The sequence below is a fragment of the Candidatus Zixiibacteriota bacterium genome (assembly GCA_017999435.1).
GTDB lineage: Bacteria > Zixibacteria > MSB-5A5 > GN15 > FEB-12 > JAGNLV01.
The window spans coordinates 903,886-916,257 of record JAGNLV010000001.1 but is presented as its reverse complement, the minus strand read 5'-3'; the positions used below and the strand labels follow the sequence as shown (position 1 = coordinate 916,257).

9 protein-coding genes are annotated in these 12,372 nt (G+C 62.7%); 3 read left to right on the top strand and 6 right to left on the bottom strand.

Going from position 1 to position 12,372, the window contains the following annotated elements; all coding sequences use genetic code 11:
• Positions 1 to 209: 209 nt before the first annotated feature.
• Positions 210 to 2,897: a valine--tRNA ligase gene (locus tag KA261_03955; protein MBP7696941.1), complete on the bottom strand. Its 2,688-nt coding sequence runs from the start codon at positions 2,895 to 2,897 to the stop codon at positions 210 to 212.
• Between the two features lie 157 nt (positions 2,898 to 3,054).
• On the opposite strand from KA261_03955, the gene mazG reads away from it, so the two are divergent.
• Together mazG and KA261_03945 are read left to right on the top strand one after the other, a co-directional pair.
• The gene (gene mazG / locus KA261_03950; protein ID MBP7696940.1) at positions 3,055 to 3,846 is read left to right on the top strand and encodes a nucleoside triphosphate pyrophosphohydrolase; all 792 of its coding nucleotides are present in this window, start codon (positions 3,055 to 3,057) and stop codon (positions 3,844 to 3,846) included.
• 410 nt (positions 3,847 to 4,256) lie between these two features.
• Positions 4,257 to 5,516: a hypothetical protein gene (locus KA261_03945; GenBank protein ID MBP7696939.1), complete on the top strand. Its 1,260-nt coding sequence runs from the start codon at positions 4,257 to 4,259 to the stop codon at positions 5,514 to 5,516.
• Positions 5,517 to 5,818: 302 nt separating this feature from the next.
• Here KA261_03945 and KA261_03940 read toward each other — a convergent pair whose 3' ends face one another.
• The 5 genes from KA261_03940 to KA261_03920 form a co-directional block, all read right to left on the bottom strand.
• Positions 5,819 to 6,508 (bottom strand): type 1 glutamine amidotransferase, encoded by a 690-nt coding sequence (locus tag KA261_03940; protein MBP7696938.1) that lies wholly within the window; start codon positions 6,506 to 6,508, stop codon positions 5,819 to 5,821.
• Between the two features lie 122 nt (positions 6,509 to 6,630).
• Positions 6,631 to 7,530: a polyamine aminopropyltransferase gene (gene speE / locus KA261_03935; protein MBP7696937.1), complete on the bottom strand. Its 900-nt coding sequence runs from the start codon at positions 7,528 to 7,530 to the stop codon at positions 6,631 to 6,633.
• 19 nt (positions 7,531 to 7,549) lie between these two features.
• On the bottom strand, positions 7,550 to 8,722 hold the full coding sequence (locus KA261_03930; protein MBP7696936.1) for a type III PLP-dependent enzyme: 1,173 nt from the start codon (positions 8,720 to 8,722) through the stop codon (positions 7,550 to 7,552).
• Positions 8,723 to 8,738: 16 nt separating this feature from the next.
• A complete protein-coding gene (gene speD / locus KA261_03925) occupies positions 8,739 to 9,161 on the bottom strand; it encodes an adenosylmethionine decarboxylase (GenBank protein MBP7696935.1) in 423 nt (140 codons plus the stop codon).
• Between the two features lie 36 nt (positions 9,162 to 9,197).
• Positions 9,198 to 9,740, bottom strand: a complete 543-nt coding sequence (locus tag KA261_03920) for a helix-turn-helix transcriptional regulator (GenBank protein MBP7696934.1) — start codon at positions 9,738 to 9,740, stop codon at positions 9,198 to 9,200.
• A gap of 746 nt (positions 9,741 to 10,486) precedes the next feature.
• Here KA261_03920 and lpdA point away from each other — a divergent pair.
• Entirely contained in the window at positions 10,487 to 11,926 is a 1,440-nt protein-coding gene (gene lpdA, locus KA261_03915; protein MBP7696933.1) for a dihydrolipoyl dehydrogenase, read from the top strand.
• The last annotated feature ends 446 nt before the right edge of the window (positions 11,927 to 12,372 follow it).

Below are 12,372 nucleotides of genomic sequence, written 5' to 3'. Positions count from 1 at the left end.
GCGGAATGGGCAATCGCGAACCGGCCCCGCCGCGCCGGCGGTCCGGGCCGGAGGCAAGCTCCCGTCTTATGTATCGGCTGTCCCGGGCCGCGCGCCCAGCGCGGTTCGCGGGGGGCGTCTTCGACGGCCGCGCCCGGCAAAAAGAAGGCCGCCGGGCCTGCGGCCCGGCGGCTGCCTTGTCCCCGCGGGGCGCCGCCCCGCCGGCCCTCCTACCAGCCCATGATCTGCTCGAGGTTCTTGTTCAGCTTCTCGATGCGGTCCTGGAAATCCGCCTTCTTCGCCTTCTCCCGCTCGATCACCTCGGCCGGCGCGTGGGCGAGAAAATCCTGGTTGGCCAGCTTCTTGGACACCTTCTCGAGCTGGAGGGCGAGGTTCTGGAGCTCCCGCTCCACCCGGTTGCGCTCCACCTCGAGATCGATCAGCCCCTCAAGCGGGACAAATATCTCCGCCCCCGTGATGACCGCCGTGGCCGAGGGACTGGGCCGCTTGACCGCCGTCCCGCAATGGAGGTTCTCCACCCGCGCCAGCGACCGGAAATACTCGATGTGTTTCTGCAGCAGGTCGCCGAACTGCGGGTTGTCCACCCGCACGTAGAGGTCCGACTTGCGCCCCGGCGGCACGTTGAGCTCCGAACGGACCGAGCGCACGGCGTTGACCACCGCCTGGATCTGCTCGAGACTGCTCTCGAGCTGGTCGTCGATGAACCGTCCCTGGGTGGTGGGCCACGGACCGAAAACGATCGTCGTCTTCCGGTCCACGGCCTCGAGATCGGCCCCGATCAGGTCGAGGTAGATGCGCTCGGTGACGAAGGGCGCGAACGGGTGGAGCAGCTTCACGATCTTGTCCAGAACGTAGGTCGCGACGTCAAGCGAGCCCGGCCGGATCGCCTGCCCCGGCTGGTCCGGCTTGATCAGCTCAATGTACCAGGAGCAGTAGTCGTTCCAGACGAAATTGTACAGCGTCTTGGTGGCCGCCGACAGCCGGTACTCGGCGAAATTCCGGTCGACCGCCCGAATCGTCCGCTCCAGCCGCGAGAGAATCCACCGGTCGAAAAGGACCAGGTCGCTCTCGTCGATCGTGTCCCGCACCGGGGGACGGCCCTCCAGGCGCATCATGACAAAGCGCGACACCTGGTGCAGCTTGTTGACGAAATTCCGGCCGACCTCGAACGTATTCTTGCTGATCCACGGGTCCTGCCCGTCGGGCGTCGCCAGCGTCAGCGAGACCCGCAGGGCGTCCGCCCCGTACTTCTCGATAATCTCGACCGGGTCGATCCCGTTGCCCAGCGACTTGGACATCTTGATCCCGTTGGCGTCGCGCACCGTGCCGTGGATGTACACATCCGAAAACGGCAGCTCGCCGGCGAACTCGTACCCGGCCATCACCATGCGGGCCACCCAGAGAAAAATGATCTCGCTGGCGGTCGAGAGAACCTTGGTCGGGTAAAACTTCTCCAGCTCCGCCGTCCGCTCCGGCCACCCCATGGTCGAGAACGGCCACAGCCACGATGAGAACCAGGTGTCCAGCACGTCCTCGTCCTGCACCAGCGCCTCCGGATCGCAGCCGGCGGGGAGATCCTCCTTCCGCGGCCGCTCGGCCGACACAAACACCGTCCCGTCCTCGGCATACCAGATCGGGATGCGGTGCCCCCACCAGAGCTGGCGCGAGATGCACCAGTCGCGGATGTTCTCCATCCAGTGGAGGTAAGTCTTCGACCAGTACTCCGGATGAAACCGCAGCTTGCCCGTCTTCACCGCCTCCACCGCCGGCTGCGCGAGCTGGTCCATCCTCACGAACCACTGCTCCGACAGGTACGGTTCGACAATCGAGTGGCACCGGTAGCAGGTCCCGGCCGCGAGCCGGTACTTCTCGATGCGGTCGATATGCCCCTTGCGCTGGAGCTCCTCGACCAGCTGGGTGCGTCCCTCGAACCGGTCCAGGTTCTTGAACTTGCCGGCGTTCTCATTGAGCGACCCGTCGGCGTTCAGGATGTTGATCTCGGGGAGATCGTGCCGCTTGCCGATCTCGAAATCGTTCGGGTCGTGCGCCGGCGTCACTTTCACCACTCCGGTGCCGAACTCGGGGTCGACATAACTGTCGGCCACCACCGGGATGTCCCGCTCGAGAATCGGCAGGATGATCGTCTTGCCGACGTACTTCTTATAGCGCGTGTCCTTCGGGTTGACCGCCAGGGCGGTGTCCCCGAGCATCGTCTCCGGGCGCGTCGTGGCCACCGTGAGGTACTCGTCCGACCCTTTCAGCTTGTACTTGATGTACCACAGATGGCTGTCAAACTCGGCGTGTTCGACCTCGTCGTCCGACAGCGACGTCTGGCAGGAGGGGCACCAGTTGACGATGCGGAACCCCCGGTAGATCCAGCCTTTCTCGTGCAGGCGTCGGAACACCTCGGCCACCGCCCGCGACAGCCCCGGATCGAGCGTGAACCGCGTCCGCGACCAGTCGCAGGAACAGCCCATGCGCTTGAGCTGGCTGAGAATCTTGTCCTTGTTCTGGTTGGCCCACTCCCAGGTCCGCTCGACAAACTTCTCCCGGCCCATCTCCCGGCGCGTTGTCCCCTCCTTGGCCACCCGCTTCTCCACGATCACCTGGGTGGCGATCCCCGCATGATCCGACCCGGGAATCCACTCCGCCTCGTACCCCATCATGCGGTGACGCCGGATCAGGATGTCCTGGATCGTGTTGTTCAGCGCGTGCCCGAGGTGGAGGACGTCGGTCACATTGGGCGGGGGAATCACGATGGAGTACGGCTTCTTGGGTGAATGCGGATCGCCGACAAACACCCCCGCCTCCAGCCACTTCCGGTATATGCGGTCCTCAACCTCCGCCGGTGCGTAGGCCGCGGACTTCTTGATTTCGGTCTCGTTTTGCTTGTTCATGCCGCTTTCATTCCATATATTCGCCGACCGGATCGAACCTTCCGGCGGGCGGAACGTAAACCGCCTAGTATACTGGCGCCCGGGGCGTTTGTCAAGGCGCGAAAGGCGTCCGCCCGCGTGCCGCTAAGTGCGCTAATTACTTATACTATCGTCAGATATGGACACAATTAAAGACCGCGTCCTGGATCCCCGCCGACCCCCGTTCGAACGCCTCGTCGCTCTCCTCGCTATCCTCCGCTCTCCCGAGGGATGCGCCTGGGACCGCAAGCAGACCCATCGCAGCCTCCTGCCCTACCTGATCGAGGAAACCTACGAGGTGGTCGAGGCCGTCGAAAACGACAACCCGGCCGCCCTCCGCGAGGAGCTCGGCGATCTCCTCGTTCAGATTGTCTTCCACGCCCAGCTCGCCGCCGAAGCCGGCCGGTTCACTATCGACAACTCGATCGCCGACGTGGTCGAGAAACTGGTCGCCCGCCACCCCCATGTGTTCGGCGAACGAAAAAACCTCAATCCCCGCCAGGTACGCGACCAGTGGGAACAGATCAAAGTCGAGTCGGGGGAGAAGGACCGGGTCCTCTCCGGCGTCCCCAAAGCCATGCCCGCCCTGACTATGGCCTACCGGGTGGGCGAGAAAGCCGGCGGTGTCGGGTTCGACTGGAACAGCCCCGAAGAGGTGTTGGGCAAAATAGAGGAGGAGATTGGCGAAATCCGCGCCCGACTGGCGGTCGCCGAACCCGAGGGAGTGGCTGAAGAGATTGGCGACCTTCTGTTTGCCGCCGCCTCCCTGGCCCGAAAAGCGGAGGTCGACCCCGAACGGGCGCTCAAGCAGGCCCTCGACAAGTTCCGTCGCCGGTTCGAACGACTCGAAGATGCAGTGAACGGCTCGGGCCGGAGGTTCAGAGACTACTCCCTGGAGGAGCTGGAAGCCATCTGGCAGTCGATAAAGTAGCGCTGCAGCCGCTTATTGCTATGGGAGTAAACCTTTCAATGAGAATCTCATTTCGCAATTCGCTGTACAACAAGAGATTGCGACAGCGGCATCCTGCTGAGACGAAGGTTTGACAAGTCTTTTTTTTGTTGAATTTCCTTGCCCCTCCAATTAAAATTGGCTCGATTTTTTTGAAGGCACCGAGGCCAATTGTGATGATGATAGATGTTATAGGTGGTCGTAACAGGAGTGCGATCGTGACGGCGGCAATGGCCGCCGCAGGAGGTACGCCTATGGTGTGAAGGTAGGGATGAGGTCACGAAGCGGCTGCCGCGCTCGAGCGACGGGCTGGCGAGCCGAAACCCCAATCCCGTTGCCGAGGCAGCGGTAGGTTTCCTGATGACACGAATCACAACTAAGGATAAACGGTTATGAAGAAACTGGTAATGCTTTCGATTCTCGCGCTGTGTGTGCTGAGCACAAGCGCCTTCGCGACCGAAACGCGAACCCTGACCCTCGGTCAGACCAACAACGTCCTGTTGGACGAAGCCAACATTTGGCTCTACCCGAGCCGCATCATGGATTACCCGAACCTGGCGATCGGCGAATTCGGCTATGACCCCGACTCCGACCCGATCGAGAGCAGCTCTCCGGCTGACTTCACCCGCTTCGGCGTGCATTTCAAGATCGGCCGCGACAACCCGTGGGTGCTCGGCGCCTACTTTGACAACCTCCCTGCGTCTGAGCCTGAGAACCTGTTCGATGACGGCAACCTTGTCGAGTTCGATACCCTCTTCGATGACGGGTGGAACAACCGGCGCATCAACCTGTTCTACGGCAATTCCTTGGGCAATATCAACTTCGGCGCCCGCCTCGGGCTCCTCCACAGCAGCGTCTCGGCCGACATGACCGACAACGAGGCCAAAGAGGGGTTCTCCTACTATGACCTGACCCTCGGCCTGACCGCCCCCGATGGCGGCTGGGACGTGGCCGGCAACATCGCCCTCGGCTCTTTCACCGATGACAACGAAGACGGCGATGCGGAGAACGAGAAGGACGGCTTCTACGACCTCAGTCTCCAGGGCCGCTTCTTCTACCAGGTGAACCCGAGCTACACGATTATCCCGCACGCCGGGCTGGCCTACAGCAAGCGCGGGATTGTAAACTACACCAACGACGATGATGTCGACAGCGAGGACTACTCCATCAGCACCAGCCGCACCGGCCTGCAACTCGGTGTCGGCCTCAACTACACCCCCGCCACCAACGTGCTGGCTGTGGCCGACTTCGGCCTCGGCTACAACAAGGTGAAGGAGGAATTCGACACCACCGACACGTATGTCACCGACCCCGATCTCCCCGAATACACCGAGCGGAACAAGACCGACGTCTGGCTGCCGTATTTTAAGCTCGGCCTCGACGCCGACGTCTTCAAGTGGCTCGACATCCGCATGGGCGCCGTGAGCATCTGGAATCGCCAGAGCGATGAGACCAAGCTCGCCGAGGATGTCAAGTACAAGGCCAACTACGCCGACAACAGCGCCTACCTCGGGTTCGGATTCCACTGGGGCCGCTTCCACGTCGATGCCTGGACCGATCCGGAGTTGTTCCTGAACGGGTTCAACTTCCTGTCGGGCGCCGACAGCGGCGAGATGAACTTCCAGCTCTCGGCTGTCTACGAAATGATGTAATCGACACCCGCGAGATGACACCGAAAAGCCCGGTCCCCCGACCGGGCTTTTCTTGTGGATATCGTGTTCCGGGTCACGGAGCGCTGTGACAACAAGCCGGTGCCGGTCCACCGCGGAAGAGAAACGCGGTACCCCACAGCTCCGCTGCGGGGACTTAGCGTTATGCACTCACTGTCTTGTCCAACATGTCCGCCTGCAGGAGCAAGTCATGCCGTCCCAGGCAGGAATTATAGCCCGACCATTTCCCGTCGCCAGGGCAAGCACCCACAGCAGAGCTGTGGGCGACGAGCCCTACCGGCACCTCACCCCAACCAGTTATCCAGCAACCGGAAATTCGTCCCCCGAATCGTCTCGTACGCCCCCTCGAACTCGGCGACAACCTCCTCCTTCGTTTTCCCCAGTACCGCCAACTCGTCCGGATACGCCTCGCACCAGCGCACAACATCACATGCCCGCGGCTCCAGATGAAACTGCAGCCCCACCTGGCGGTTCCTCCGGAACGCCTGATGTGCCCACACCTCATCCTCCGCCAAATGCACCCCGCCGAATGGCGTTCGGAACGTGTCGTTATGCCAGTGGAACATGGCAAACTCCCGCGGAAACCCCGCGAACAGCGGATCGGCCGCTCCCGCCTCGGTGAGTTTGGCCATGTAGGTCCCGATCTCCCGCGCGTTTCCCTCCTCCACCGGCGCCCCCAGCACGCGGGCTAAGAGCTGCCCGCCGAAACAAATCCCGAGATACGGCCGGTCCTCCCGAACGACTCGCGCCAGCCAGGCAAAGAGGGCCTTGAGATAAACATGCTCGTGATACCGTGCCGCCGAGTGCGGGCAGCCCAGACAGATCCCCCCCTCGATCGCGTCCGGGTCGGGCAGCGCTTCTCCCTCGTAGGCCTTGACCAGCATAAACGGCCGCCCCCGGCTCTCCAGCCATTCGGTTATGGTGCCCGGCCCCTCCGCCGCAACGTTCTGGATCAGCAGGATCGGTTTGGTCATGGCGCGTCCTCCGTGGGCCGAAAATAACCCCCCGCCGCCCGCTTGTCCAGCGGCAACCCGCGCGTAACCAAAAACGCGCGCCCGAAGCGCGCGTTTCGCTGAGTCTGCCGGCCGGCCCGGGGTCAATCGGCCGCGATCTCTTTGACGAACTGGGGGAGAGCGAACGCCGCGTGGTGGACCTCGGCGTTGTAGTACTTCGTCGTCGGCCGCAGCCGGGCGTGATCATCCGCCCGGAAATCCCGGATCGGATCATACTTCTTGCTGCAGAACGCGAACGACCAGAGGGCTGAGGGGTAGATCGGCATGAAGCAGGTGTACATGCGGACAATCGGGAAAATCTCCCGCAGGTTGCGGTACATCTGGTGCACCGTGTCCCGGTTGTAAAACGGCGATTCCGACTGCGCCACCATGATGCCGTCGTCGGCCAGCCGCTCGTGGACAGTCTGGTGAAACGACTTCTGGAACAGGTCGGCCGCCGGCCCGATCGGGTCGGACAGATCCAGGAGAACCACGTCGAACCGCTCGGTCGCCTCCTCGATGTACCGCTTGCCGTCCTGGTACACCACCTGCGCCCGCCGGTCGGCCAGCCCGGCAGTGAGGGCGGGGAAGTGCCGTTTCGACACTTCAACCACCATCCGGTCGATCTCGCACATCGTGCACCGCTCCACCCCCGGGTGCTTGAGCGCCTCGGTCAGGCAGCCGCAGTCGCCGCCGCCGATGATGAGCACCTGCCGCGGCCGCGGGTGGACAAAGAGCGGTACGTGGGCGAGCATCTCGTTGTAGGCGTTGTAGTCGCGGTCGCACACCATGAGCGAGCCGTACAGCACCAGCATCTTGCCGAAATCAAACGTCTCGAGCACATCGATCCGCTGATACTCCGACTGCACCGACTCGACCATCCGGTCGACCTTGATCGTCAGCCCCGACTGCCCCTCGTGCAGCTCGCTGTACCAGACATTCCAGAGATCCTTCATCCCCTCTTCGGCGATGTAGACCTCCCCGCCGGTCTTCTTCTGTCCCATGCCGCTGCCCTCTCCGGCCTCAGTCGATGACCAGGTATTCCGGCCGCCGCAGGGCGTTGAAGTTGGAGCCCGATACGGAGCAGTAGGCCCCGGTGGCGGTGAAGACGATGCGGTCGCCGACCTCGTGCAGCGGAATCATCAGCCCGTCGTACATGACGTCGAACGAATCGCACGTCGGCCCCGCCAGCACCGACAGGAACTGCTCGCCTTTCTTGTTCGTCACCACCGGGTATTGGCAGTGGTCGAACACGATCCCCGAAAACGTCGAGTACAACCCGTCGTCCAGGTAGTACCAGATCTTCCCGTCCCGGTACGATCGCCCGACCACCGAGGTCACCAGGGTGACCGGCGTAGCCGCGATGAACCGTCCCGGCTCGCTCACGATCCGGATGCCCGGCCGGATGTGGTCGTCGAGCGCTTTGGCGATCGGCGCCGCGAACGCGGCGATCGCCGGCACCGGCTCGACATACTCGACCGGAAACCCGCCGCCGATATCAAGCAGCCGGGTGTCGAAGCCTTCCTCGTCGAGCGCGCGGATGAGCGCGTGCGCCGTCGCGATCGCGTTGACGTAGTTGTCGCTGTAGACGCACTGCGAGCCGACGTGGAAGCACAGGCCGTAGAAGTCGTGCCCCGTCTCCCGCACCAGGCGGGCCAGCGGCAGCACCTCGTCCGGCATACACCCGTACTTGTACTGGAGATTGACCACCGCACTGGTGTTGACCGCGGTGCGGTAGCGGATCATGACCTTGAGCTTCTTCTCGGCGTAGCGCGTGAACTTGGGGACCTCGGCCGGATTGTCGACCACGAACAGCTCCAGCCCGCGTCCGACCGCGTAATCGAATTCCGGAACCGATTTGATCGGGTGGGAGTGGATCAGGGTGGCCGGGTCAAGCGAGGTCCGGCGCAGGACGAGGTCGATCTCGCCCGCCGAACAAACGTCGAAATTGCCGCCCTGTCCGAACACCTCGTCGATAAAGACTTCGTGGTTGTTGGGCTTGACGGCGTAGTGGATGTCGACCCGCGGCAGCGCCCGCCGGAGTGCCTGGATATTCCGCACGATGGCCGACCGGGACACCAGAAGCGCGGGCGTGTCGGCCCGCGCCCCCGCCAGCAGTTCGCGCAGAAGACCCTGGTCGCCGCCCGTCGCCCGGGCGCGCTGCTCCATCACGGACACATCAACATGAGGCGTCATCGCGTGTGCTCCCTTTCTACCGCAGGGCCGCCGCGGCCTGCGTCGGCCGGCGCCGGGATGAGGGCTTGTGATCGATAATCTCGTCGGCGTGCGAGGGAATCCCCCGCTTGAACTCGCTCACCTGCGCGCTCCCCGCCTCGAGCTCCCCCTTCACGTGCGCCAGCGCCCGGTGCGGATCCACCGACTCGCCGCACGTGAAAAAATCCACCGCCGCATACCCGTACTCCGGCCACGTGTGAATCGAAATGTGGGACTCGGCGATGACCACTACTCCGGAAACACCTTGCGGATTGTACCGGTGAAACACCGATCGCACCTTGGTCGCTCCCGAACGGCGTACCGCCTCGTCCAGGCACTCTTCGAGGAAACTCAGGTCATTGAGCTTTTCCTGGTTGCACTCGGAGAGTTCAACTACCAGATGGCGACCAAGAATTTTCATTTCGTAGCCTCCTTCTCGGGGTACGCGGTTGTCCCGTCACATATGCGGCGGTGTTGTTACCCACAGCAGCTTGGCGGCCCGCTCGCCGGCGTTGCCAATCTGATGTCGTTGGTCGGACTTGAAATAAAAACAGTGTTCTCGCGGAACCTTGAAACTCTTGCCATCTATCCGCAGCGTGACCGTGCCCGCCAGTACAAAACCGAATTGCTCGCCGGGCATCGGATCCCGCAGTTCGAGAAATTCCCCCGGGCCGAGCTCGAGAAGTATCGGATCCATCAGGTTGTTCGTCGACCCGGGCATCAACAACTCAAAACGGCGCGCCCCTTTCCCCTCCACATTCACCCGCTCCGAGGGGCGAAACACCACGCGGCGTTTCTCCACATCGGAGAAAAATTCCCCCAGACCCACACCCAGGGCCTCGAGGATATCCGCCAGCGAATCGAGATTGATCGAACTCTGATCGTTCTCGATCTGCGAGATGAATCCCCGCGTCAGCCGTGCCCGGCTGGCGAGTTCCGCCTGCGTCAGGTCCGAGGCCAGCCGCAGCGCCTTGATCTTTTCGCCGATCGTGACCTTCATCTTCTGCCGTTAAACATCCCCATCGGCAAAATGTTCAGTAAAAGTTACACCGATGGTCTAATAAAATTGGCAGAAAATAACACCTGCCCCGGAAATGTCAAGACATTATTTCACCCTCCCGGAACTTTTTTTTGTTATCGGAGAATTCAAACTGATTCTGCGCCAACCGGTAGCCCGCCTGACCAAAATGAAACCCCACAAGCCCCCTCCGGGTTCTGCAAATTCCACGCCGAGATCATCGGTTTCGGGCAACAAAGCGCGGTTAAAACGGCTCACCGTGTCATTTTATTGCGACGGCCGCTCCCGATTCCGCCCGCCCGCAACCTCCCCGGCCCCGGCCTTGCCCCCGGTCCGGGGCGCCCCGACGGACTGATTCGCGCCGGAACCGGACGAGACAGCCGCCCCGGATTCATTAATGTGGGAGAGCGCGCGCTCGGGTGCGGCCCGGCTGACCGGTCCAACTCGCGAGGGGAGAGGCATGGGCCTCGCCGCCACACGCGCCCCGGGACGGGCTAATCTCTTGCCGTACAAAAGATGCCCATCGGATCTCGTCGCCGGCTCCGGCCCGCCGGCCGGAGCGCACCGCAAACTCTGCCGCCCGTGGCCGGGACCGTCCTCTGGCGAAATCCGGCCGGGCCGCCGCCCGCGCCAGCCGCGACCAACAAACGAACCAACAAAGCGGCCCGCCGGGGCCAGGCGCGGTATTTCCCGATGATCCTTGCCATTCGCCGGGAATCCCTTACATTATGCCCCAATACAGGCGGCCTAGGTCAAAACCAGGAGATTCAGTCATAGAGAAGTTTAATATCGTCATCATCGGAAGCGGCCCCGGGGGATACACCGCTGCCATCCGGGCTGCTCAGAAGGGGGCCAGAGTCGCCGTGGTCGAACTCGGCGAACTGGGCGGCGTCTGCCTCAATGTCGGCTGCATCCCCTCCAAAGCCCTCATCGCCTCGGCCAATGAGTACCGGCGCATGAGAGACGCGGAGCTCTGGGGGATCCGCCTCGCCTCGCCGCCGGTCTACGATTGGACCGCCATGCGCGCCCGCAAAGACAGAATTGTCAAACTGATGACCGGCGGGATCGCCCAGCTTTTCAAGTCCCACGGGGTCACCCACCTCGCCGGCTACGGACGGATCACCGGCGCCAACCAGGTCACCGTCGTCGATGACCAGGGCAACGAATCGAAACTCAAAACCGACACCGTCATCATCGCCACCGGCTCGCGCTCGCGCAATCTGCCGGGGCTGACGGTCGATGGCCGGCGGATCCTCAACTCCACCCACATGCTCGAGCTGGACCACCTCCCCCAATCCCTCCTCGTCATCGGCGCCGGCGTGATCGGGTGCGAGTGGGCCTGCATGGCCGCGCTGCTCGATGTGCGGGTGACGGTCGTGGAAATGCTCGACCAGGCGCTTCCTCTCGAAGACGCCGGCTCGGCCAAACTCTTCGAGCGCGAACTGAAAAAACTGAAAATCGACCTGCACACCAAAACCACCGTGGAATCGCTGACCCCGGCCGGGGAGACCGTCCGCGCCAATCTCTCGGGCGGCCAGGCGGTCGAGGCCCATCAGGTGCTGGTGGCCGTCGGACGGGCCTATAATACCGAAGATATCGGGCTGGAAGAGGTCGGGGTGAAAGTCAACAAGAACGGCTCGATCCCCACCGGCGACGATATGCGCACCAACATCCCGAACATCTTCGCGATCGGCGATGTCCGCGGCGAGATCCTGCTGGCCTATACGGCGGTGCACGATGGCGCGGTGGCGGTCACCAACGCCCTCGGAGAGACGACAACCAAAGACTACCGCGGCGTCCCTTCGGTTATTTTCACTCACCCCGAAGTCGCCTCGGTCGGTCTGTCCGAGGCCAGGGCCGCCCAGGAGCACGATCTGGCAATCGGGAGGTTCCCGCTGCGCGTGCTGGGCAAGTCGCACGCGGAAAACGAAATCGCCGGCGAGGTCAAAGTCATCGCCGACAAAAAAACCGACCGCCTGCTCGGCGTGCACATAGTCGGCGCCCATGCCACCGAGGTCATCCACACCGCTGCGCTGGCCATCCGCAACGGACTCACCGCCCGCGAACTCGGCAACCTCATCTTCGGCCACCCGGTGATCTCCGAGGCGCTCATGGAGGCGGCCCACGATGTCCACGGGATGTCGGTGCATCTGGCTAAGAAACGCTGAGGCGGCCGAGCCAACGAACGAACCGGCTGTTTTCGCCGAGGCGGCGCAAATTCTGCCGGCGATTCCGCTCGGATACCACGCTTGCGCAGAACCCATCGGTTAAGCTGATTGCATTCGCCACTGGATGCCAATTACTTAACATTTGTTTGTCCAATGCGTGACCGCACGTCGGCGCAGCTATTGCGCTTGCCGCTCCGGCGGGTTCCTCCGGGTCGTGTGTGTACTATGGTAAGGAATTGTCACTCAGTCGGTTATGGGAACGGCGCAAGAGTGCCGAGATTCCGGCATAGATCTTGTATGTTAGTTCTACGAATCGGATGCTCTTACATAGTCGACATGGCGGTGAAGGGTATGTAAGAGGTGGGGATTGATGGGAGTCACTTCGAGAGAGTGACTCCCGTTTTTTTGCCCGCCATCTTCTCCCGTGCTGGACCGCGCTCCGGCAA

Coding starts and splice junctions, on each gene's coding strand:
- KA261_03940 (MBP7696938.1), bottom strand. CDS start 6,508: ATGACCAAACCGATCCTGCTGATCCAGAACGTTGCGGCGGAGGGGCCG.
- KA261_03920 (MBP7696934.1), bottom strand. CDS start 9,740: ATGAAGGTCACGATCGGCGAAAAGATCAAGGCGCTGCGGCTGGCCTCG.
- KA261_03945 (MBP7696939.1), top strand. CDS start 4,257: ATGAAGAAACTGGTAATGCTTTCGATTCTCGCGCTGTGTGTGCTGAGC.
- speD (MBP7696935.1), bottom strand. CDS start 9,161: ATGAAAATTCTTGGTCGCCATCTGGTAGTTGAACTCTCCGAGTGCAAC.
- KA261_03955 (MBP7696941.1), bottom strand. CDS start 2,897: ATGAACAAGCAAAACGAGACCGAAATCAAGAAGTCCGCGGCCTACGCA.
- speE (MBP7696937.1), bottom strand. CDS start 7,530: ATGGGACAGAAGAAGACCGGCGGGGAGGTCTACATCGCCGAAGAGGGG.
- lpdA (MBP7696933.1), top strand. CDS start 10,487: ATGCCCCAATACAGGCGGCCTAGGTCAAAACCAGGAGATTCAGTCATA.
- KA261_03930 (MBP7696936.1), bottom strand. CDS start 8,722: ATGACGCCTCATGTTGATGTGTCCGTGATGGAGCAGCGCGCCCGGGCG.
- mazG (MBP7696940.1), top strand. CDS start 3,055: ATGGACACAATTAAAGACCGCGTCCTGGATCCCCGCCGACCCCCGTTC.